The sequence below is a fragment of the Microbacterium sp. LjRoot205 genome, from assembly GCF_056175745.1.
Genome location: NZ_JBGFFH010000002.1, coordinates 232,836 through 255,133, shown reverse-complemented (window position 1 = coordinate 255,133; position 22,298 = coordinate 232,836). Strand labels below are relative to the sequence as shown.

Here is a 22,298-nt window from a genome sequence, read left to right as displayed (position 1 = left end):
GTCAGTCGCGGTCTGCTGCAGCGGAGTCTGCGAGCTCGAACGGCACCACAGGGCAGTCCTTCCACAGGCGCTCGAGGCCGTAGTAGACCCGCTCCTCCTGGTGGAAGACGTGCACGATCAGGTCGCCGAAGTCGAGGAGCACCCAGCGGGCCTCCGCACGACCCTCACGGCGGACCCGCTTGTGGCCGGCTTCGATGAGTTTGTCCTCGATCTCATCGGCGATGGCGGCGACGTTCCGCTCGCTGTTTCCGGTGACGAGCAGGAAGATGTCGACGAGCGGAAGAGGCTCCGACACGTTGAGGGCGACGAGATCTTCACCGCCCTTCGAGACGGCGGCGTCGGCCGCGAGCTGGAGCATCTCTTCGGCGGTTTCAGGTGACTGCATTAGAACACATTCGAGTTGAAGGCGACGATCAGGGAAACGCCCAGCGCGAGCGCAAGACCACCCGCCACGATCGCGAGGATGAGCATGAGTTTGTTGCCCTTTTCGGGGGCGGGTGGGCGGATGACCTCACCGGCGGGCTTGATGGTGCTGACGGCCGCACTGGCGGCGATCGGCGTGGGCGACGATGCCGGAGGCAGCTCGCCGTCGATCAGCACGGCGTCCACATCCTTGCCGTCTGTGGTGCCGTGCGCGTGACCCTGCGAACCGAGGCCCTTGGGCAGTTCGTACGAGCCGGTCACGAGGATCTCCCCCGTGGAGGCGACCGGGCCAGACAGCGACCCGTCTCCCGGGGAGGGGTTGAAGATGAGCGTGTTCGGAGCCAGATGCTGCGATCCGGTCGAGTCACCGACGGTCAGAAGCTCGTCGAACGACGGTGAGAAGGGTTTGCGGGTCTCCGCGCCGTCGGTGAGCAGCTCCTGCCCGAAGGCGGAGTTCACCGTGGGGCGTTCCCCTTCGGCGATGTCGACGTCATCGGACTCGGCCACATCGGCCAGGACGTCGTCGTTCGCATCGACCGGATCTGCGTCGATGCCGAGTTCGGCCACGGCCGCAGAGGTGTCGCCCGCTTCGGGAGCGGTCTGAGCGTCGTCATCCGTGGCCTCGACGGACGTCGAAGCACTGACGGGAGCGGGGAGGCCCTCGACAGCAGTGTCGTCATCGTCTTCGTCATCATCATCGGATGCAGAGGACGCAGGAGTCTCGCTCTTCGGCTCGGATGCGGGCTCGACGGGCTGCGTCTCTTCGGCCGCATTCTCGGGGGCCGATCCCTCAGGAGCATCGGACTCGTCGACAGGAACCGATCCCGTCGCGGCGCGCTCGCGCTCGCGAACCTGTCGACGTGTCAGCCCCACAGGCCCGTGGGAGGTCTCCCCCTCGGTGTCGCTCGCGCCTGACCGGGCCGGCAGGGTGGGCTCGACCGTGGTCGACTCGGGCGCCTCTGGCTTCGGCGGCACGGGTGGAGCCGCGACGGCAGCGGCAGCTGCAGCCTCCTCCACCGAGATGACCGGCGTGGAACCCGTCAGCCGGATCTCACGCAGCTGCTTTCGCGTCAGCGGACCGTGACCCTGCTGATCCGATGTACTCATGCCTTGCTCCGATACAGATGATGCTTCGCGATGTATTGAACGACTCCGTCGGGGACGAGGTACCAGACCGGCTCGTCGTCGCGGACCCGCACGCGGCAGGCCGTCGACGAGATGGACAGCGCCGGCACCTCCAGTTGGCTGACGTTGTCGCTGGGGAGGCCGTCAGTGCTCAGAACGTGTCCTGGACGCGAGACCGCGACGAAGTGGGCCAACTCCCACAGTTCATCATGGTCCCTCCAACTGAGAATTTGCGCCACGGCGTCGGCACCGGTGATGAAGAAGAGCTCCGCGTCGGGGCGCTTCTCCTTCAGGTCGCGAAGGGTGTCGATCGTATAGGTCGGCCCCTCACGGTCGATGTCCACCCTGCTCACCGTGAACTGCGGGTTGGATGCAGTGGCGATCACCGTCATCAGGTAGCGGTGCTCGCTGGGGGTGACATCCGACTTCTGCCATGGGTGTCCGGTGGGGACGAAGACGACCTCGTCGAGATCGAAGGAGTGGGCGACCTCGCTCGCGGCGACCAGGTGGCCATGGTGGATGGGGTCGAAGGTGCCGCCCATCACACCGATGCGCGCAGGACGCGAGGTCGTGTCGTTCATACGGGCCTAGTGGCCGTGCCCTGCCTCGTGGCCGTCCTTGCCGTGCTTCGCCGCCCAGGCGTCGGCCTTGGCGGAGTGGCGGTTGGCGACGTTCTTGTACGACAGCGTGACCAGGCCGAGGAAGGCGAAGACGATGATGGCGATCACGCCGAAGATCAGCGTCTCGAGCTGCACATTGCCGTGGTGCTCGGTTTCGGCAGCGACCATCGCGATCTGTGCGACGAGATTCATCCTGACTCCGTTTCGTGGCTGGCGGGCATGACTCACGAAGAGCCACAGCGCCCCCTAGTCTAGCCCTCAGCCGCGCGTCTGCCCTGCCCCACGCGCCAGCCATTTCGTGCTGGTCAGCTCGGAAAGCCCCATCGGTCCTCGCGCGTGCAGCTTCTGCGTCGAGATGCCGACCTCGGCGCCGAACCCGAACTCTCCCCCGTCAGTGAACCGAGTGGACGTGTTCACCATCACGACTGCCGAGTCGACCTCGGCCAGGAATCGCTCCGCGTTGCGCGAATCGGTGGTGATGATCGACTCCGTGTGCCCGGTGCTGTAGCGACGGATGTGGTCGAGCGCATCGTCGAGGGTGTCGACGACCTTGATCGCGATGTCGAGACTGAGGTACTCCGTCGCCCAGTCGTCTTCCGTCGCCGGGATCACGTTCGAGACGAGCCCCGCCACCATGTCGTCACCGTGGATCGCGACTCCCTCGCTCTGCAGTGCGCTCGCGACGAGCGGCACGAGCCGCGGTGCGGCTTGACGGAGCACGAGCACCGTCTCGACGGCGTTGCAGACACTGGGACGCTGCACTTTCGCGTTCACCACGATGTCCTGCGCCCAGTCGTCAGGAGCGCTCTCGTCGAGCACGATGTGCACGTTGCCTGCGCCTGTCTCGATCACGGGGACGGTGGCCTCGGTCACGACGGTCTCGATCAGGCCCGCGCTGCCCCGGGGCACGAGCACGTCGATGAACCCGCGTCCGTGCATCAATGCCGTGGCGCCGTCGCGACCGAAGTCGTCGACCGTCTGCACCGCTTCCGGCGTGACGCCCGCAGCCTGCAGCGCGCCGCGCATGATCTCGACGAGCACGGTGTTCGACTCTCGTGCGGCGCTGCCACCGCGCAGGACCACGGAGTTGCCCGAGCGCAGCGCGAGCGCGGCGATGTCGACGGTGACGTTCGGACGCGCCTCGTAGATCGCGCCGACCACTCCGAAGGGCACCCGCACCTGCTCCAGTGCCACGCCGTTGGGCATCCGATGCCCTCCGACGACGCGACCGACGGGGTCGGGCAGGGCCGCGACCTGGCGGACTGCCGCGGCGAGAGCGGCGACGCGCTTCTCGTCGAGGCGCAGCCGGTCGATCAGCGATTCTCCGATGCCGTCGGACCGACCTCGCTCGATGTCTCGACCGTTGGCCGCGATGATCGCGGCAGCATTCTGCTCGAGAGCCACCGCGATGGCCTCGAGAGCCCGGGCCTTATCATCGCTGGTCAGCCTGGCCGTAGCGCGGGACGCCTCTTTGGCGAGCTCCAGGCGCGTCTGGGGGGTCTGGTCGGTCATCCGCCCAGTCTAAGAGAGCGCGGGTTCGAACCAGGTCCCTATGTCGGCCCCGGAGAGGGCCCTGTCGACCAGGTCGGCACTCGTCACGAGCACGCCGATCCCGGACGCGGCAGCCAGGCGAGCGGCCGAGACCTTGGTCGCGGCTCCTCCGGTGCCGACGCTGTTGACGACGGTCGATCCGAACTCGAGTCCCGACAGATCGGCATCGGGGGCGACGATGTCGATGGGCTCGGCTGTCGGGTCGGACGGCGGCTTGGTGTAGAGCGACTCGATGTCGCTCAGCAGGACCAGAGCGTCGGCCTCGATCAGCTGCGCGACGAGCGCTCCGAGTCGGTCGTTGTCGCCGAAGCGGATCTCCTGCGTCGCGACCGTGTCGTTCTCGTTCACGATCGGCAGGATGCGCAGACCGAGAAGTCGCTCCATGGCCCGCCGAGCATTACTGCGCGAGGTCGGGTTCTCGAGGTCGCCCGTCGTGAGCAGCACCTGCCCCGCGACGATGTCGAAGCGACGCAGAGACTCCTGATAGCGGTAGACCAGGATGTTCTGTCCGACCGCGGCCGCGGCCTGCTGCGTGGCCAGGTCGGTCGGGCGGGCGTCGAGACGCAGGAACGGAATGCCTGTGGCGATCGCTCCGGAGGAGACGAGGATCACCTCTGCTCCGCGCGCGTGCGCTGCGGCCAGCGCCTCGACCAGCACGGGGATCCGCCATGACGACTCACCGCTGATCGATGAGGACCCGACTTTGACGACGATCCTCGAGGCTGTGGCGAGATCCGCCCTCGTGCGAGCGGTCACTCCCCGTCCTCGCGGTAGGCCGCGAGCCGCTGAGCCTCGACCTCGGCGCGAGCCTCGGCCTTGGCATCCATGCGCTCGTAGTAGTTCTCACGACGCTCGGAGGTGGTGCGACGGGCGTTGGGCGCCAGGCGCGGATCGGTTCCGCGGGGCGCCGTCATGAGTTCGGCCGCAGACGTCATGGTGGGCTCCCAGTCGAAGACGATGCTCTCGCCTTCGCCGATGACGACCGTGGATCCCTGCACTGCACCGAGGCGGAAGAGCTCGTCTTCGACGCCCAGCTTCTCGAGGCGATCCGCGAGATAACCCACGGCCTCCTCGTTCTGGAAGTCGGTCTGCTGAACCCATCGGACGGGCTTCTCGCCCAGGATGCGATAGATGTTGCCGTAGCTGCCACCCTCGACCCGGATCTCGAAGCCCTTCTTGGGGCCGCGCGGGCGAAGGACGACGCGCTCACGCGGGACCTCGGTCGCGGCGAGCTCTGCGCGGTGTGCGTCGACGATATCGCCGAGCGCATAGGTCAACTGGCGCAGGCCCTCGTGCGAGATGGTGGAGATGTCGAAGACGCGGAATCCGCGAGCCTCAAGGTCCGGACGCACGAGATCGGCGAGGTCGCGGGCCTCCGGCACATCGATCTTGTTCAGCGCGATGAGCTGGGGTCGCTCGAGCAGCGGAGTCTGTCCCTCGGGGACCTCGTACGCGGCCAGTTCGCCGAGGATGACGTCGAGGTCGGAGATCGGGTCACGACCGGGCTCCAGCGTCGCGCAGTCGAGCACGTGCAGCAGTGCGGTGCAGCGTTCGACGTGGCGGAGGAACTCCAGTCCGAGACCACGCCCCTCGCTCGCTCCCTCGATGAGTCCGGGGACATCGGCGACGGTGTAGCGCGACTCCCCCGCCTGCACGACACCGAGGTTCGGGTGGAGCGTGGTGAACGGGTAGTCGGCGATCTTGGGGCGGGCCGCCGAGATCGCACCGATCAGGCTGGACTTGCCTGCAGAGGGATAGCCGACGAGAGCCACGTCTGCGACGGTCTTGAGCTCGAGGACGACATCGCCCTCGTCTCCCGGGGTGCCCAGAAGCGCGAATCCGGGCGCCTTGCGCTTCGGCGTCGCCAGTGCGGCGTTGCCGAGTCCTCCATGGCCGCCCTTCGCGACGACGAATCGCTCGCCGGGCTCGATCATGTCGATCAGAACCTCACCGGCGGCGTTCCTGACCACGGTGCCGACGGGAACGGGAAGCTCGAGGTCCTCACCCATGAACCCTGCACGGTGGTCGCCCATGCCGGGTCCGCCGTTGCCGGAGCTGCGGTGGGGCGAGTGGTGGTACGAGAGAAGCGTGCCCGTCTGCGTGTCGGCGATGAGAACGATGTCGCCGCCGTCACCGCCGTTGCCTCCATCGGGGCCGCCGAGCGGCTTGAACTTCTCGCGGTGCACCGAGACACAGCCGTTGCCGCCCTTGCCCGCACGCAGGTGAAGCGTCACGGTGTCGACGAAACTGACCATGTCTCTCTCCTCAATAAAGAACTCGGCCGGAACCGAGAGTTCGGCCGGCGATTCGGCTGGGAACACATGTCCCGCCGAAAACGCAAATTCGGGACGGGCCGAAGCCCGCCCCGAATCGCATGACTACTGTCGTGCTGTGATCACTCAGCAGCGGCGACGATGTTGACGACCTTGCGGCCGCCCTTCGCGCCGAACTGCACCGCACCGGCGGCCAGAGCGAACAGGGTGTCGTCGCCACCGCGGCCGACGTTCACGCCGGGGTGGAAGTGCGTGCCGCGCTGACGGACGATGATCTCGCCGGCGAGAACCTGCTGTCCACCGAAGCGCTTGACGCCAAGTCGCTGAGCGTTGGAGTCACGACCGTTACGGGTGGAGCTTGCGCCCTTTTTATGTGCCATGTCCTGGTCTCCTCGGTCTTACTTGATGCCGGTGATCTTGACGCGCGTGAGCTCCTGACGGTGGCCCTGGCGCTTCTTGTAGCCGGTCTTGTTCTTGTACTTCTGGATGATGATCTTCGGGCCGCGGAGGTTGCCGATGACCTCTGCCGTGACCTTGACCTTCGCCAGCGAGTCGGCGTCGGTGGTCACCGAGGCGCCGTCGACGAGCAGCACTGCGGCCAGCTCGATCTTCTCGCCCTGGGCAGCCTTGACACGGTCGAGCTGAACGATCGTGCCGACCTCGACCTTCTCCTGCCGCCCACCGGCGCGCACTACTGCGTAAACCACTTCATACCTGTTTCGTTGGGGAGCTCGCGGCTCCGATATCTCACGGGAAGACTGTTGCTTGCATGCGACGCTGGGCGACGGGCACGAACGCAAGACTCTCCGCTTCGACCGTCCAGGACGACGCGGCATACGCACCAAGGGACTACTTTACCGGATGCAGGACACTGTGGCAAAACGCGCCGCCTGGTGTGTCCGGTCATAGGCTGAACCAATGACCGTTCTCGTCGATGACCCCATCTGGCCCGCACACGGGCGCCTGTGGGCCCATCTCGTGAGCGACGACAGCCTGCAGGAGCTGCACGCCTTCGCGAGGTCGCACGACGTTCCTGCACGCGCCTTCGACCTCGACCACTACGACGTCCCCGAAGAGCTCATCCCCCGGCTCCTCGCCGCCGGCGCACAGCATGTCGGCGGCAAGGAGCTGGTCAGGCGACTGATCGCCTCAGGACTGCGAGTCCCCGCCCGCGACCGGCGCTGACGGCTCCGAGTTCACGGAGATCGGCGTGCCGGTGAGCGCGGCGGTGGAGACACGGCGACGACCGCGTCCCTGTCCCGGAGCCTTCGGCTCGGGAAGCGCATCGAGCACGGAATCGAGCAGCGCCTCAGCCGGGGACTTGGGCGACTTGCGGTCGGATCCGCGCTTCTTGCGGGGCTTCTTGGCTCGCTCCTGCGTGGCGGGGGCTTCCGTCGTCGTCTCCGCGGCGGGAGCGACGACCTCCGTCGGCTCGTCGGCGTTCGGAACGCGCGTCGAGGCCGCGATCTGAGCGAGCGCGGACTTCGCCCCCTCGGGGATGCTGTGCGTCGTCACCGCGGCGGGCGCCGAGTTCTGCGACTGGCCGTTGCCGCCGCGCTGGCGACGGTTGGACTGCGAGTTGCCGTTGCCATTGCCGTTGCTGCTCGAGCGGTGCTTCACGACCGGGTCGTGGTGCACGATGACGCCGCGACCGGCGCACACGTCGCACGCCTCGCTGAACGTCTCGAGCAGGCCGAGGCCGAGCTTCTTGCGGGTCATCTGCACGAGGCCGAGCGAAGTGACCTCGGCGACCTGGTGCTTCGTCCGGTCACGGCTGAGGCACTCGATCAGGCGGCGCAGCACGAGGTCGCGGTTCGATTCGAGCACCATGTCGATGAAGTCGACGACGATGATGCCGCCGATGTCGCGCAGACGCAGCTGGCGGACGATCTCCTCCGCGGCCTCGAGGTTGTTCTTGGTGACCGTCTCTTCGAGGTTTCCGCCCGAGCCGACGAACTTTCCCGTGTTGACGTCGACGACCGTCATGGCCTCGGTGCGGTCGATGACCAGCGAGCCACCGGACGGCAGCCAGACCTTGCGGTCGAGCGCCTTCTCGATCTGCTCCGTGATCCGGAACACATCGAAGGGATCGCTCTCGTCCTCGTACGACTCGACGCGCTCGAGCAGATCGGGTGCGACGCTCTCGAGGTAGGCGCGGATGGTGCGCTGCGCGTCCTCGCCCTGGATCAGCATCTTCGTGAAGTCCTCGTTGAAGACGTCGCGGACGATCTTGACCAGAAGGTCGGGCTCGGCGTGCAGCAGCGCCGGCGCCTGCTGGCTCTCGACCTGCTTGCGGATGTGCTCCCACTGGCTGGTGAGCCGCTGAACATCGCGAGTGAGCTGGTCTTCGGTGGCACCTTCGGCCGCCGTGCGGACGATCACCCCGGAGGACTCGGGGAGAACCTCCTTGAGGATGCGCTTCAGGCGCGTGCGCTCGTTGTCGGGCAGCTTGCGGCTGATGCCGTTCATCGATCCGCCGGGCACATACACGAGGTAGCGACCCGGAAGCGAGATCTGGCTGGTCAGACGGGCGCCCTTGTGGCCGATCGGATCCTTGGTGACCTGCACCAGGACGCGGTCGCCCGCCTTGAGCGCGAGTTCGATACGACGCGGCTGGTTGCCGGTCTCGACGCCATCCCAGTCGACCTCGCCGGAGTAGAGCACGGCGTTGCGGCCACGGCCGATGTCGACGAACGCGGCCTCCATGCTCGGCAGCACGTTCTGCACGCGGCCGAGGTAGACATTGCCGATCAGCGAGGCATCCTGGTTGCGCGCGACATAGTGCTCGACGAGCACGCCGTCTTCGAGGACGCCGATCTGCGTCCGGCCGTTCTTGGAACGGACGACCATCTTGCGGTCGACAGACTCACGACGCGCGAGGAACTCCGCCTCGGTGACGACCGGTCGCCGACGACCGGCATCCCGTCCGTCGCGACGGCGCTGCTTCTTCGCCTCGAGGCGCGTGGAACCCTTGATCGCCTTGGGCTCGGTGATGTATTCGACGACGCGCTGGCGGGGCTGGCGAGGTTCGTCACGCTGCTCACGCGGCTCGCGCTGCTCGACATCGTCGGAACCACCGCGACGGCGGCGGCCACGGCGGCCGGCCGGCTCCTCCGGCTCCCGCTCGGCGATGCGGTCGAACACGCGCTCGCGGCCCGGACGGGCCGGGAGCGGAAGGACCTCGGGAGCGTAGAAGTGCAGCTGCGTCGATACCTGAGAGACGAAGACCTCGGGCAGCAGCCCCAGCGACACAGCCGTGAGGGGCTGGGGCGCCTCGGGCTTCTCCTGGGCAGGCTCAGCAGCGGTCTCTTCAGAAGAGGCTTCGGCCGCGGGAGCGTCGACGGCAGGAGCGTCAGCAGCAGGAGCGTCAGCAGCAGGAGCGTCAGCGGCAGGAGTAGGAGCCTCAGCGGCAGGCGCCTCAGCGGCAGGAGTAGGAGCCTCAGCGGCAGGAGCTGCCTCGGCAGGAGCATCCTCAGCAGGAGCCTCCGCGGCAGGAGCCTCCGCAGCAGGAGCATCCGCAGCAGGAGCATCCTCAGCAGGAGCATCCTCAGCAGGAGAGGGCTCCGCAGGAGTCTCCTCCGCCGGAGAGGGCTCAGCGGTCGAACCCGCGCCGTCCTCCGAAGCGTCGGACGTGCCGTCGGCCTCCGGAGCGTCGGCGACTACCTCTGCGGGTGCGTCAGCATCCGCAGAGAAGTCGAGGGTAGGGGCGTCGTAGTCATTGTTGTCATCGGCCATCTCTGGCTTGCTCCTCGCGCGGACACTTCGTGTTCCGCTAACTCTCATGCGGCACCCGCAGGTGCCGCGAACTCATTCGGTGTGCGACCGGCTCATGGCTCTGATCACGAGGGGCATACGGCCCCGAAGTCTGCGTCGATGCCCGCCGCGACAGGGTCGAGCGATGCATCACAGGCCATTATCGCACCAAGTGCGCCGGTTCGCGGCATCGTCGGGGCACTGAGTCGTTTTCTCCGGCGCGCTCACGCCCGATACATAGCGATCGCTGAGAGAATCCAGACATGAGCGAGCAGCGCACCCGCCCCGTCGTCTATGCCGTGTGGTTGATCATCGCGAGCGTCATCGGCTGGTTCGCCGCCTTCCAGCTCACGGTCGAGAAGTTCGTGCTTCTCGAGAACCCAACCGATGCCCTGGCCTGCGACGTCAGCCCCTTCATCCAGTGCAGCAAGAACCTGGGCTCGTGGCAGGGCGAGATCTTCGGCTTCCCCAACCCGCTGCTCGGACTGACCGGGTGGATGGCGCCGTTGGTCGTCGGGGTCGCGATCCTCGCTGGATCCCGCTTTCCCCGCTGGTTCTGGGCTGCGTTCGGCGCCGGCATCACGTTCGCATTCGGACTCGTCTGCTGGCTGATCGGCCAGAGCCTGTATGCATCGAACCTCGGAGTGCTGTGCCCGTGGTGCATGGTGACCTGGGCCGTGACCATCCCGACGTTCTTCGCGACGATGCTGCATCTCACCCGGAACGGCACGTTCACCAAGGGCGAGAAGGCCCAGGCGCGTGCGGACAAGCTCATGGTCTGGGTTCCGCTGGCGACCATCCTGGCGTACGCGATCATCATCGTGATGGCTCAGCTGCAGGGTCTCGACTTCCTCGGCGAGATGGCGCGCATCATCTTCTGATTCCTCACCCCTGAATCGACGAAGCCCGCCGCACGATCTCGTGCGGCGGGCTTCGTCGTGAGCGGATCGGTCAGTCGAACCAGATGCCGAGCTCGCGTGCGGCCGACTCGGGGCTGTCCGAGCCGTGCACGAGGTTCTGCTGCACCTTGAGGCCCCAGTCGCGACCGAAGTCGCCACGGATCGTACCGGGTGCGGCGGTGGTGGGGTCGGTCGTGCCGGCGAGCGACCGGAAGCCCTCGATCACGCGGTTGCCGGCGAGGCGGATCGCGACGGACGGCCCTGAGAGCATGAACTCGAGGAGCGGCTCGTAGAACGGCTTGCCCTCGTGCTCGGCATAGTGCTCGGCCAGCAGGTCGCGGTCGGGCTCGACCAGGCGGATGTCGACGAGGGAGTATCCCTTCGCTTCGATGCGAGCCAGGATCGTGCCGGTGAGGCCGCGGGCGACGCCATCGGGCTTTACGAGGACGAGGGTTTCTTCGGTGGCCATGTCATTCACTCTCTGTCTGAGTCTCGGTCGTGGGCCCGTCAGGACGTCGTGCGTCCAATCGGGCCCCCATGATCGTCGCATACCCCCACATGCCGCCGAAAACCACGACGACGAGCAGGATCGCGGGCACCAGGATAGCCGCCAGCGCGATGACGACCTGCAGGATCCACCCTGCGGTGATCGCCCAGGGCTTCGTGATCATCCCGGCGACGGCGATGCAGGCGAGTCCCACGACCGCGCCGCCGACGATCCCCCACCACTGCGGGATGCCGGCAGGCAGCGACTTCAGACCGAAGACCGTGAGGCCCGCGAGGAAGACGACGATCGACTCGAACCCGAGCACGATCGGCGCCAGCTTCTGTACGAGCGTGCGGGGCGGACGCGGAGGACGCGCAGACGGGCAGACGGCGGTCATGCGCGCCACCCGGACTTCCAGTCCTCTGCCTCGGCGAGGGCGATCGCCTCGCCCGCGAGCACGACCGACCCGGCGATCACGACGGCTCGGCGATCGGACGATGCCGCCCATTCCCGTGCGGCATCAGCAGCCTCAGCAAGGGTCGGATGGACGGTCGCACGCTGTCCCGTCGCCTCGACGAGGTCGGCGATGAGATCCGCGTCGCTCGCGCGGTCGGACTCCGGCGCGGTGGCGAAGACGCGCGCTGCTGCAGGTGCGAGCTTCGCGACGATGCCGGCGGCGTCCTTGTCGGCGAGCACACCCAGCACGACGCCCCACTCGTCGAAGTCGAAGCTGTCGTCCATCGCGAGAACGAGCGCGGCGGCGCCGTGCGGGTTGTGCGCGGCATCGACGATCACCGTCGGAGCGACCCCCAGCAGCTGAAGACGTCCGGGCGAGGTCGCTCCCTGGAGCCCCTCGGAGATGATGTCGGCGGCGATCGGCTGCTCGGCGCCTCCGATCAGCGACTCCACGGCGGCGACCGCGAGGGCGGCGTTGTGCCCCTGGTGAGCACCGTACTGCGGCAGATACTCCTCGACATAGGCGCCGGCGAGTCCGCGGATGGTCAACAGCTGTCCACCGACGGCGAGCTTCTGGTCGGCAAGCCCGAACTCCTCACCCTCGAACGCGATCGTGGCGTTCTTCTCGGCGGCGACGCGACGCAGCACTTCAGCGGCCTCTGCGGGCTGCTGCGCCGAGACGACGGCCGCGCCTTCCTTGATGATCCCCGCCTTGACCGTCGCGATCTCGGCGATCGTGCCTCCGAGACGATCCGCGTGGTCGATGTCGATGGGCGCGAAGACCGCCACGTCGCCGTCCGCCGTGTTGGTCGAGTCCCACTCGCCCCCCATGCCCACCTCGAGCACGAGCACGTCGACAGGGGCATCGGCCACGGCCACGAAGGCGAGCACGGTGAGCAGCTCGAAGAACGTGAGCGGCTCCTCCCCTGCGGCCTCGAGCTCGGCGTCGACGATCCCGACGAAGGGCTCGATCTCATCCCACGCGTCGGCGACGGCGGCATCCTCGATCGGCTCGCCGTCGATCATGATCCGCTCGGTGAAGCGCTCGAGATGAGGACTCGTGAACAGCCCGGTGCGCAGCCCGTGCGCCCGAAGCAGAGTCTCGATCATCCGAGCCGTCGACGTCTTGCCGTTGGTCCCCGTGATGTGCACGACGCGATAGGTGCGCTGCGGGTCGTCGAGGTATGTGAGGATGCGCGCGGTGCGCTCCTTGCGCGGCTGCACCCAGCGCTCCCCCGCGCGGCTCAGCAGCGTCTCGTAGACGGCATCCGCCCTGTCACGTGCGCTCATGCGCTCGACTCCTCGATGTTCGTGTCGATCGTGACGATGATCGGACGCTTGTCGGCGCCCAGCGCGGTCGCCCCGCTGCGGAACACGCCGCCTCCCGGGCTGGTGACGTCCTGCACGAGAGCGTTCATCTCGTCGGTGGCCTGCACAGCGAACGCCACGGCCAGGGTCTCCCCTGCGATCAGCTCCGCATGCGCCTGCAGCGCCTCGGCGTCGTCCGGGCTCACGTTGAGCGCGAGCACGATGCGATCGCTCACGTCGAGGTCAGCGTTCTTGCGGGCCTCCTGCACGACGCGGATCGCGTCGCGGGCGAGTCCCTCCGCCTCGAGCTCGGGTGTCGTCTGCGTATCGAGCAGCACGACGCCCCCCGTCGGCACGAGGGCGAGAGCCTCGCCCTCCGGACGACCGGCGGTCTCGAGTGCGAGCTCGTACTCCGACGGCTCGAGAGCGATACCGCCCGCGGTGACGACGCCGTCGCTCTCCGACCAGTCGCCTGCCTTCGCGGCTTTGATCACGGTCTGCACGTTCTTGCCGAGCCGCGGGCCAGCGGCACGCGCGTTGACGCTGAGCCGGTGGCTGATGCCGTAGTCCGCAGCAGTCGTCTCCGACTGCGGGACGAGCTCGACCGACTTGACGTTGAGCTCCTCGCGGAGGATGTCCTCGAACTGGCCGAGCGTCCCTGCCAGCGGTGACACGACCGTGAGGCGGGCGAGCGGCAGACGCACGCGCAGCTTCTCCTTCTTGCGCAACGCGTTGCCGACGCTCGAGAGCTCGCGGACGGCATCCATGGCATTCCGGATCTCGTCGGCGGCGGGGAATGCGGTGGCGTCAGGCCAGTCCTGCAGGTGCACGCTGCGTCCGCCTGTGAGCCCCTGCCAGACGCGCTCGCTGACGAGCGGCACGAGCGGAGCCGCGACGCGGGTCAGGGTCTCGAGCACGGTGTAGAGCGTGTCGAAGGCCTCGGTGTTCGAGCCCTCCCAGAACCGGTCGCGCGAGCGGCGGATGTACCAGTTGGTGAGAACCTCGGCGAAGTCGCGCAGACGAGCGGACGCCGTCGTCGAGTCGAGTCCCTCGAGGTCCGCCCGCACGTCGCGCACGAGGTCGCCGAGCCGAGCCAGGATGTACCTGTCGAGCACGTCGGTCGAGTCCGTGCGCCAGGTCGCCTCGTAGCCGCCCGGCTTGGCCGCGTTCGCATACGTCGCGAAGAAGTACCACGAGTTCCACAGCGGAAGCAGGAACTCGCGGACGCCCGAGCGGATGCCCTCTTCGGTGACCGCGAGGTTGCCACCGCGCAGCACGGAGCTCGACATGAGGAACCAGCGCATCGCGTCGGAGCCGTCGCGGTCGAGCACCTCGGAGACATCCGGATAGTTGCGCAGCGACTTCGACATCTTGTAGCCGTCGTTGCCCAGCACGATGCCGTGGCAGCTGACACCGGTGAAGGCCGGACGATCGAAGAGCGCGGTCGACAGCACATGCATGACGTAGAACCAGCCACGCGTCTGCCCGATGTACTCGACGATGAAGTCGGCGGGTGCGTGCGTGTCGAACCACTCCTGGTTCTCGAACGGATAGTGCACCTGCGCGTACGGCATCGAACCCGAGTCGAACCACACGTCGAACACGTCCTCGATGCGGCGCATCGTGCTCTTGCCGGTGGGGTCGTCGGGGTTCGGACGCGTGAGGTCGTCGATGTAGGGGCGGTGCAGGTCGATCTCGCCCTCGGGGTTGCGCGGCAGCGTGCCGAAGTCGCGCTCCATCTCTTCGAGAGAGCCGTATGCGTCGATGCGCGGGTACTCCGGGTCGTCGCTCTTCCAGATCGGGATCGGCGAGCCCCAGTAGCGGTTGCGGCTGATCGACCAGTCGCGCGCCCCCTCGAGCCACTTGCCGAACTGGCCGTGCTTGACGTTCTCGGGCACCCAGGTGATCTGCTCGTTGTTCGCGAGCAGGTCGTCCTTGATGTCGGTGACACGGATGAACCAGCTCGACACGGCCTTGTAGATCAGGGGGTTCCGGCAGCGCCAGCAGTGCGGGTACGAGTGCACGTAGCTCTGCTCGCGCAGCAGTCGTCCCTCGGCGCGGAGCAGACGGATGAGCGGCGTGTTCGCATCCATCCAGAGCTGGCCGGCGACGTCTGTGACGTTCGGCAGGAAGCGCCCGCCGTCGTCGAGCGACAGGATCGTCGGGATGCCGGCGGCACCGGCGACCCGCTGGTCGTCCTCACCGTAGGCCGGAGCCTGGTGGACGATGCCGGTGCCGTCGCTGACGGTGACGTAGTCGTCGACCAGGATGCGCCAGGCGTTCTCGGTGCCGTAGGTCTCGGCGTCGGCGTAGTAGTCGAAGAGTCGGTCGTAGGTGACGTCCTCCAGGTCGGCTCCTCGCACCGTCGCGTCGACAGCGGCGAGCGCGTCGTCGAGGCTCTCGTAGCCGAGGTCCTTGACGTAGCCGCCGAGCAGCTCGCGTGCGAGGAGGTAGCGATGAGAGGACGCCTCGACTGCGGCATCCGCCGTTCCGGCGATCTGGTGCACGTCCGCCGCTCCACCGGGACCTGCCGGGAGCACGACGTACTCGATGTCGGGTCCCACGGCGAGCGCGAGGTTGGTGGGGAGGGTCCAGGGCGTGGTCGTCCAGGCGAGCGCGCGCACGGCGGTGAGTCCGAGGGCCTCGGCCTTCGCGCCTGTCAGCGGGAACGTGACGGTGACCGACGGGTCCTGACGGTTCTGGTAGACGTCGTCGTCCATGCGCAGCTCGTGCGCCGACAGCGGGGTCTCATCGCGCCAGCAGTACGGCAGCACCCGGTAGCCCTCGTAGGCGAGCCCCTTGTCGAACAGCGTCTTGAACGCCCAGAGCACGCTCTCCATGTAGCCGAGGTCGAGCGTCTTGTACCCGCGCTCGAAGTCGACCCAGCGAGCCTGACGCGTGACGTAGTCCTGCCACTCGTGCGTGTACTTCAGCACCGAGTCCTTCGCTTTCGCGTTGAAGACGTCGATGCCCATCTCTTCGATCTGGCTCTTCTCGGTGATGCCGAGCTGCTTCATGGCCTCGAGCTCAGCGGGCAGACCGTGCGTGTCCCAGCCGAAGACGCGATCGACCTTCTTGCCGATCATGGTCTGGAAGCGGGGGAACACATCCTTGGCGTACCCGGTGAGCAGGTGCCCGTAGTGCGGCAGGCCGTTGGCGAACGGCGGGCCGTCGTAGAAGACCCACTCGTCGTTGCCCTCGCGCTGCTCGATCGAGGCGCGGAAGGTCTGGTCGGTCTCCCAGAAGTCGAGCACTTCGCGCTCGATCTGGGGGAACCGAGGGCTCGGTGCGACGGAGGCAGCCTGGTCGGCGGCGGGGCCGAAGGAGGAACGCGGGTAGGTCATGTCGTCTCGCAGGAGTCGTGGCGGATGCTGCTGCGAGGACGATCCGTCCGGAATCTCATCCCGGGGAACCGCGGTACCACCTCGCGTGCCGCGCCTCACGGCGGAGCCACTCTCACTGCGGCTGTGACGGGCCTGCCCCGCTCGGTTCTACTGAGTCGACCCGTGCGAGCCCGACCGTTCTTCCGAGAGCTCCCCGGTGATGTCCGGATCGATGCTCGTGTCTCCATTGTACGCGCGGCGGCGGGGGTGCGCCTCCTGAGCACTCTGGGCGCTGTCGCACCCACCCCCTACCCTCGAAGCATGGCCCGCTCCCCCGAATCCCCCGTGGCTCCCCGCGTCTCGCCGCCCGACCTTCCGCGGGAGTTCACGCCCGCCGCAGCACATCGCAGCGCCGATCTGATCGCAGCGAGTCTCGATCTCGAGGGCACGGTCGACCTCGCCCATGCCTCGCTCGAGCAGTGCACGGTCGCCGCCGATGCCGACGCGGTCGACCTGACAGGTGCCACGCTCATCGACGTCGACCTCACCGGCGTGCGGATCGCATCGCTCAAGATGCGGGATGCGAGCATCCGCCGCGTGCGCATCAGTGGGGGCCGCATCGGCACGCTCGATCTGAGCAGCGCTCGCATCGACGAGCTGCTGCTCAGCGACGTGCGCATCGACTATCTCAATCTCGGGGCGGCGAAGGCCACCGACATCGAGGTCCGCGACTGCGGCATCCGCACCCTCGACATGCCTCAGGCCGAACTCACGCGCGTGGGCTTCACCGGCAGTCGGTCTGACGAGGTCGACACCCGGGCGATGCGCGCCAGGCACGTCGACCTCCGCGGACTCGACGCCTCTGCGTTCCTCGATGCGAACAGCCTGCGAGGCACGACGCTCACCGGTTTCCAGGTGCAGCAGCTCGCGCCGCTGCTCGCGGCGGGGATCGGCATCCAGGTCATGGACTGACGGGCCGGTTCGCCTCGAGCAGCTCCCGGGTGAACGGATGCTGCGGCGCGGCGAACACGTCGGTGACCGCTCCCTGCTCGACGATCACGCCGTCCTGCATCACGAGCACCTCGTCGGCCACTGCGCCGACGACATCGAGGTCGTGCGACACGAAGATCATCGTCAGCTCCCGTTCGCGCTGGAGGCGCAGCAGGAGCTGCAGCACCTTTTCACGCACCGAAGGGTCGAGAGCCGATACCGGCTCGTCGAGAACCAGCACCTCGGGCTCTGCGGCGAGCRCCCGCGCGATCGCCGCGCGCTGACGCTGCCCGCCCGACAGGGCGATGGGTCTGCGGCTCGCGAGCGCCGGGTCGAGATCGACCTCGGCGAGAAGCTCCACCACTCGAGCCGCTCGCTGCTGACGAGGCACACCCCCGGCGGCGAGCGCCTCTCCCAGCGATCTCCCGATCGTCCACCGCGGGTCGAAGGCACCGAGAGGATTCTGGTGCACGAGCTGCACCCGGTGCTGTCCGATCCACCGCAGGCCTCCGTCGTCCGCATCCTCGACGCCCACGATCATGCGCGCCAGCGTCGTCTTGCCCGATCCCGATTCCCCGACGATGCCGAGCGTGCGTCCGGCGGCCACGGAGAACGACGCGTTCTGCACCGCGACGAGATCGCCGAACGCCTTCGTGACCCCGGCGGCGACGAGCACGGGCTCGGCCGCGCCTTCACGCTCTGCACGTGGCTCGTGGATCGTGGCGGCGATGAGCTGACGGGTGTACTCGTGCTGCGGCTTCTCGAGCACCTCATCGACGGGCCCTGACTCGACGACGATGCCGTTGCGCATCACCAGCACCCGATCCGCGATCCTGCGCACGGCCGCGAAGTCGTGACTGATGAACACGATGCCGGTGCCCGCATCGGCGATGTCTCGCAACAGCCCGAGGATCCTCGCCTGCACGGTGGCATCGAGCGCGGTGGTCGGCTCGTCGGCGACGAGGACTGCGGGTTCGGCCGCGATGGCCGAGGCGATCAGCGCTCTCTGCCGGAGCCCTCCGGAGAGCTGATGCGGATACTGGCGTGCCCGCCGGGCAGCGTCGGGCATCCAGACCCGATGCAGCAGGTCCTGCACCTTTTCGCGCAGCGCGGCCCGCCCGGTCGCGAGTCCGTGCAGACGAAGCGGCTCGGCGATCTCCGAGCCCACCCGCTGCAGCGGGTCGAGAGACACCAGCGCATCCTGCGAGACGAGTCCGATGCGGGCGCCGCGGAGGGCCCGCCACCCGCGCTCGCCGAGACGGGCGGCGTCCGTCCCGTCGACGACGAGTCGATCGAACGCCACGTGAGCACCCTGCGGAGCGAGTCCCAGCAGAGCCCTCGCCGTCAGGGTCTTGCCGGCCCCGGACTCTCCGACGATCGCCACGCATTCACCTCGCTCGACCGACAGCGACACACCGCTCACCACGGGCGTCCCTCCGAAGTCGACGCGCAGGCCGACGAGTTCGAGCGCGGCGGTCATGGCGTCAGCCCCTCTGCTCTGGCTCGCAGCACACGACCGACGATCGTGGCCGAGATGACGGTGATCGTGATCGCAATGCCGGGGAAGACGGCGATCCACCAGGCCTGACCGAGCACGTTGCGTCCGCCTGCGAGCATCAGTCCCCATTCCGGCGTCGGCTCCGATGGCCCGAGACCGAGGAAGCTGAGTCCGGCCGCGGCGAGGATGCTCGATCCGATGCCGATCGTCGCCAGGACGCTGAGCGACCCGAGCACGCCGGGCACGACGTGCCTCACGAAGGCGGGCACAGGGCGCACCCCGAGGATGCGGGCGGCCTCGACATGCTCTGCGCCGCGCAGCGTGCGCGTCTGCACGCGCGCGAGGCGGATGTAGACGGGTACGGCGGCGAGGGTGACGGCGATCGCGATGTTCATGGGACCCGGCCCCAGCACCGCCACCACCACGAGCGCGACCAGGAACTCGGGGAACGCCATCAGCACGTCGTTCACCCGCATGAGTGCGGCGTCGACGCCCCGGGGAGCGAGCCCGGCCAGAGACCCGACGATGAGTCCGACCGCGAGGGCGACGCCCGTAGCGAGCAGTCCGATGCCGATCGAGCGCCCGGCTCCGTAGACCACCCGTGAGAAGACATCGCGCCCGCTCTGGTCGGTGCCGAAGAGGTGGTCTGCGCTCGGCGGCAGCAGCGAAGCCCGCACGTCCGTCTGCAGGGGATCGTGCGTCGCGAGCACCCCGGGGAACACCGCGGCGAAGGCGAGCACGAGAAGCACCGCCGCGGCGCCCCACAGCAGCACGGCCTGCGCCCGCCTCACCGCACGCCTCCTCGGTCGATGCGCAGACGAGGATCGATGAGCGGATGCAGCAGCTCGACCACGAGATTCACGACCACGAAGACGAGGGCACTGAGCAGGATGATGCCGGTGATGACCGGCAGATCACGATTGGTGATGGCGGCGAGAGTCACCCGACCGAGACCTGCTCTGGCGAACACCGTCTCGACGAGGACCGCTCCTCCGAGCACGGATCCGGTCAGGTACGCGGCGAGCGTCACCGCATTCGCCGCGCCGTGCCTGAGGCCGTGCCGCAGAGTGAACCAGGACGCGCTCGCACCCCGCGCACGCACGGTCTCGGCGAACGGCATCCGCTCGGCCTGTGCGAGGCCGTCTCGTAGCACCTGGCTGAGCAGAGCGGCCACCGGCAGGGCGAGCGTGATAGCCGGCAGCACGATCGTCGCCGGGTTGCGTGCACCGGACACGGGGAACCAGCCGAGTCCGAACGCGAAGACGCTGAGCAGGATCAGGCCGATCCAGAAGACGGGTGAAGAGAGGATGACGAGTTCGACTGCCGCGGCGACGGTGCGCCCGGCACGCCCTCGCACGAGCAGCGCGACGGCGAAGGCGAGCACCACCGCCATGAGCAGCGCCAGCGCGGAGAGCTGCAGCGTGGAACCCAGCTGGCGGCCGATGACCTCGACCACCGGCATCCGCAGTTGATACGACTCGCCGAGGTCTCCTCGCGCGAGCTGTCCGATGAACGTGACGTACTGCTCGAGTGGGGGGCGGTCGAGTCCCAGTTCCGCGCGGATGCCGTCTTTGACCTCATCGCTCACCTGCGCCTGGGGCCCGAGCATGACGGAGACCGGATCGCCCGGGATCACCCGGAACGCGAGGAACACCAGCGTCGCCGCACCCCAGAGGACGATCACGACGGATGCCGCGAGTCCGGCGACCCGGGTGAGCGCTGCCTTCACCGTTGACGCCCTCTCGACGGATCCTGAGCGCCCCTCGGCTCACGGCGCGCGCTCACGAACGATATCGCAGTGCGCGAGCGAGGGGCGCTCGATGATTCGGGTGTCAGCCGACGCTCACGTCGTAGAACAGCGGACGACCGTAGAGGTCGTACGCGAGCCCGTCCACCCGCTCGCCGACAGCCGTGATCGCCGACGGGCTGTAGAGCGGGAAGATCGCGGTGTAGTCGGCGTTCCACTCCTGCAGCTGTGTGTAGATCTCGTTGCGCTGATCCTGATCGTTCGACGCGACGGCCTGCCCGAGCAGCGCATCGATCTCGGGATCGGTGACCTGCGAGGCGTTCTGGAACCCCTCGGTGTGCAGGTGCGCGCGGAGGAAGTCCGGGTCCACGCCCGAGAATCCCCAGTCGGTGAGGTCGAAGGTCTTCGGCTCGTACTGCTCGTTGTAGGCGCCGGGCTCGAGCGTCTCGCGGACGACCTCGAAGCCGATGGTCTTGAGATCCGACTGGATGGCGTTCGCGAGAGCGGCGCGGTCGTCGGGGACCGGAGTCCATGCGATCCACCGCGCAGAGAGGCGCTCGCCGTCCTTCATGCGGATGCCGTCGGAGTCGCGCTCCGTCCATCCGGCCTCGTCGAGAAGCGTGTTCGCCGCGTCCGCGTCGAACGGTCGGGCGCCCTCCAGCGAAGCATCGTAACCGGGAGTCGTGGAGCCCAGCACGCTCCAGGCGCGGGGGAACTGTCCGAAGAAGATCTCCTCGACGGCCGCGTCGACATCGATGCCCAACGCGAACGCCTGGCGCACCTTCTCGTCGGCGAAGACGCCGTACTTCTCGTTGAGGTACAGGGAGTAGGGCAGGCCCGGGTATTCGATCGAATCGACCGTGATGCCGTCGCCGAGGTCACCCGCGAGGTTCGGCGGGATGTTGCTCGCGAGGTCGGCCTCGCCGCTCTCGATGACGCCCGTGCGCACGGATGCCTCGGGCTGGATCTCGACCCGCAGCGTCTCGACCTTCGGTGCCTTCTCGCCGTGCGGCCCCCAGGCGTAGTCGTCGTTGCGCGTGTAGACGATCTCCTGATCGGGTGTGTACTCGGTCAGTTCGAACGGTCCTGTTCCGACGGTGATCCCCGGGCCGCCCGCCTTGAGCTGGTCCGCGGACTCCTCCAGCACGGCCGGCGAGTAGAAGCCGAGCTGCGGCGTGCTCGTCGCCTGAAGGAACGGCGCATACGGCTGGGTGAAGCTCACCTTCACCGTGTGCTCGTCGACGACCTCGGTGCCCTCGTAGAAGTCGGCCCCCATCATGCTGGCCGCCTGCGCGGATTCCGTCTCGGGATCGACGATGCGATCGAAGTTCGCCTTGACGGCCTCGGCGTCGAACGGCTCGCCATCGGTGAAGGTGACGTCGTCACGCAGGACGAAGGTGTACTCGGTGCTGTCGTCGGACACCGTCCACTCCTTGGCCAGCCAGGGGGTGAACGAGCCGTCATCCTCCTGGAAGACCAGGGAGTCGAGCACCGCGCGCTGCACCATGCCCGAGACGTCGAGCTGACTCACCTGCGGGTCCATGTGCCCCGCTGAGAGGTTCGCACCCTCGATCGACCAGACGAGCTCACCGCCGTCGGACTCGGACGAGGGCGCAGCGCAGGAGCTGAGCAGGAGTGCGCTCACGGCGACGGTCGCGCCGAGCGGGATGGCACGGCGCAGGAAGGAGATTGGCATGCTGTTCCTCGGGAGGGAATGCGGGAGATGACGCGGATGCATCAGTTCTTGGACTCGATCCAATTCTAGATCCTCCGCGGTGACGCGGGCGTCGTGGGACCTTCAGACCGTCATCGCTCCCTCATATACTGCGATGACACCGGAGGAGG

At 67.8% G+C, this 22,298-nt stretch carries 21 protein-coding genes; 3 read left to right on the top strand and 18 right to left on the bottom strand.

Features of this window, described 5'->3' with window-relative positions:
* Position 1: 1 nt before the first annotated feature.
* The 9 genes from rsfS to rplU form a co-directional block, all read right to left on the bottom strand.
* On the bottom strand, positions 2-385 hold the full coding sequence (gene rsfS / locus AC04ME_RS07010; RefSeq protein WP_042537705.1) for a ribosome silencing factor: 384 nt from the start codon (positions 383-385) through the stop codon (positions 2-4).
* Positions 385-1,530: a hypothetical protein gene (locus tag AC04ME_RS07005; protein WP_475434270.1), complete on the bottom strand. Its 1,146-nt coding sequence runs from the start codon at positions 1,528-1,530 to the stop codon at positions 385-387. The genes rsfS and AC04ME_RS07005 overlap by 1 nt, the downstream gene beginning before the upstream one ends.
* The gene (gene nadD / locus AC04ME_RS07000; RefSeq protein ID WP_042537707.1) at positions 1,527-2,129 is read right to left on the bottom strand and encodes a nicotinate-nucleotide adenylyltransferase; all 603 of its coding nucleotides are present in this window, start codon (positions 2,127-2,129) and stop codon (positions 1,527-1,529) included. Before nadD ends, AC04ME_RS07005 begins: the two co-directional genes overlap by 4 nt.
* Before the next feature lie 6 nt (positions 2,130-2,135).
* Positions 2,136-2,360: a hypothetical protein gene (locus tag AC04ME_RS06995; RefSeq protein ID WP_042537709.1), complete on the bottom strand. Its 225-nt coding sequence runs from the start codon at positions 2,358-2,360 to the stop codon at positions 2,136-2,138.
* A 66-nt stretch (positions 2,361-2,426) separates the two neighbouring features.
* Positions 2,427-3,680, bottom strand: coding sequence for a glutamate-5-semialdehyde dehydrogenase (locus AC04ME_RS06990; protein ID WP_042537711.1), 1,254 nt, complete (start codon positions 3,678-3,680; stop codon positions 2,427-2,429).
* Between the two features lie 9 nt (positions 3,681-3,689).
* Positions 3,690-4,475, bottom strand: coding sequence for a glutamate 5-kinase (gene proB / locus AC04ME_RS06985; RefSeq protein ID WP_475434268.1), 786 nt, complete (start codon positions 4,473-4,475; stop codon positions 3,690-3,692).
* Positions 4,472-5,974, bottom strand: a complete 1,503-nt coding sequence (obgE, locus tag AC04ME_RS06980) for a GTPase ObgE (protein WP_309689279.1) — start codon at positions 5,972-5,974, stop codon at positions 4,472-4,474. Before obgE ends, proB begins: the two co-directional genes overlap by 4 nt.
* Positions 5,975-6,114: 140 nt before the next feature.
* Positions 6,115-6,372 carry a 50S ribosomal protein L27 gene (gene rpmA, locus AC04ME_RS06975; protein WP_028501603.1) on the bottom strand — a complete coding sequence of 86 codons (258 nt, stop codon included), beginning with the start codon at positions 6,370-6,372 and terminating at the stop codon, positions 6,115-6,117.
* An 18-nt stretch (positions 6,373-6,390) separates the two neighbouring features.
* The gene (gene rplU / locus AC04ME_RS06970; RefSeq protein ID WP_072591411.1) at positions 6,391-6,699 is read right to left on the bottom strand and encodes a 50S ribosomal protein L21; all 309 of its coding nucleotides are present in this window, start codon (positions 6,697-6,699) and stop codon (positions 6,391-6,393) included.
* A gap of 211 nt (positions 6,700-6,910) precedes the next feature.
* Here rplU and AC04ME_RS06965 point away from each other — a divergent pair, with 211 nt between their 5' ends.
* Positions 6,911-7,177: a DUF4031 domain-containing protein gene (locus tag AC04ME_RS06965; RefSeq protein ID WP_079113029.1), complete on the top strand. Its 267-nt coding sequence runs from the start codon at positions 6,911-6,913 to the stop codon at positions 7,175-7,177.
* Here AC04ME_RS06965 and AC04ME_RS06960 read toward each other — a convergent pair.
* Positions 7,142-9,727: an Rne/Rng family ribonuclease gene (locus AC04ME_RS06960; protein WP_475434265.1), complete on the bottom strand. Its 2,586-nt coding sequence runs from the start codon at positions 9,725-9,727 to the stop codon at positions 7,142-7,144. The genes AC04ME_RS06965 and AC04ME_RS06960 overlap by 36 nt on opposite strands.
* 281 nt (positions 9,728-10,008) lie before the next feature.
* Here AC04ME_RS06960 and AC04ME_RS06955 point away from each other — a divergent pair, with 281 nt between their 5' ends.
* Complete coding sequence (locus tag AC04ME_RS06955; protein WP_475434263.1) at positions 10,009-10,626, top strand: vitamin K epoxide reductase family protein; 618 nt, start codon at positions 10,009-10,011, stop codon at positions 10,624-10,626.
* Between the two features lie 70 nt (positions 10,627-10,696).
* Here the strand turns inward: AC04ME_RS06955 and ndk are convergent, their stop codons facing one another.
* From ndk to ileS, 4 genes are read right to left on the bottom strand one after another with little or no spacing between them, the layout of a single operon-like run.
* A complete protein-coding gene (gene ndk / locus AC04ME_RS06950; protein WP_042537730.1) occupies positions 10,697-11,113 on the bottom strand; it encodes a nucleoside-diphosphate kinase in 417 nt (138 codons plus the stop codon).
* A 1-nt stretch (position 11,114) separates the two neighbouring features.
* Positions 11,115-11,528 carry a DUF4233 domain-containing protein gene (locus tag AC04ME_RS06945; protein WP_475434261.1) on the bottom strand — a complete coding sequence of 138 codons (414 nt, stop codon included), beginning with the start codon at positions 11,526-11,528 and terminating at the stop codon, positions 11,115-11,117.
* Positions 11,525-12,877, bottom strand: coding sequence for a bifunctional folylpolyglutamate synthase/dihydrofolate synthase (locus tag AC04ME_RS06940; protein ID WP_475434260.1), 1,353 nt, complete (start codon positions 12,875-12,877; stop codon positions 11,525-11,527). Before AC04ME_RS06940 ends, AC04ME_RS06945 begins: the two co-directional genes overlap by 4 nt.
* A complete protein-coding gene (ileS, locus tag AC04ME_RS06935; protein ID WP_475434259.1) occupies positions 12,874-16,239 on the bottom strand; it encodes an isoleucine--tRNA ligase in 3,366 nt (1,121 codons plus the stop codon). Before ileS ends, AC04ME_RS06940 begins: the two co-directional genes overlap by 4 nt.
* Positions 16,240-16,539: 300 nt before the next feature.
* Here ileS and AC04ME_RS06930 point away from each other — a divergent pair, with 300 nt between their 5' ends.
* A complete protein-coding gene (locus tag AC04ME_RS06930) occupies positions 16,540-17,190 on the top strand; it encodes a pentapeptide repeat-containing protein (protein ID WP_475434257.1) in 651 nt (216 codons plus the stop codon).
* Here AC04ME_RS06930 and AC04ME_RS06925 read toward each other — a convergent pair.
* The 4 genes from AC04ME_RS06925 to AC04ME_RS06910 all read right to left on the bottom strand — a co-directional run bounded on the left by AC04ME_RS06925 (position 17,180) and on the right by AC04ME_RS06910 (position 22,149).
* Entirely contained in the window at positions 17,180-18,688 is a 1,509-nt protein-coding gene (locus AC04ME_RS06925) for an ATP-binding cassette domain-containing protein (RefSeq protein ID WP_475434255.1), read from the bottom strand. The two genes, AC04ME_RS06930 and AC04ME_RS06925, sit on opposite strands and share 11 nt — an antisense overlap.
* Complete coding sequence (locus AC04ME_RS06920) at positions 18,685-19,497, bottom strand: ABC transporter permease (protein ID WP_079113037.1); 813 nt, start codon at positions 19,495-19,497, stop codon at positions 18,685-18,687. The genes AC04ME_RS06925 and AC04ME_RS06920 overlap by 4 nt, the downstream gene beginning before the upstream one ends.
* A complete protein-coding gene (locus tag AC04ME_RS06915; RefSeq protein WP_042540608.1) occupies positions 19,494-20,435 on the bottom strand; it encodes an ABC transporter permease in 942 nt (313 codons plus the stop codon). The genes AC04ME_RS06920 and AC04ME_RS06915 overlap by 4 nt, the downstream gene beginning before the upstream one ends.
* 103 nt (positions 20,436-20,538) lie before the next feature.
* Positions 20,539-22,149: an ABC transporter substrate-binding protein gene (locus AC04ME_RS06910; protein WP_475434252.1), complete on the bottom strand. Its 1,611-nt coding sequence runs from the start codon at positions 22,147-22,149 to the stop codon at positions 20,539-20,541.
* Positions 22,150-22,298: the final 149 nt, after the last annotated feature.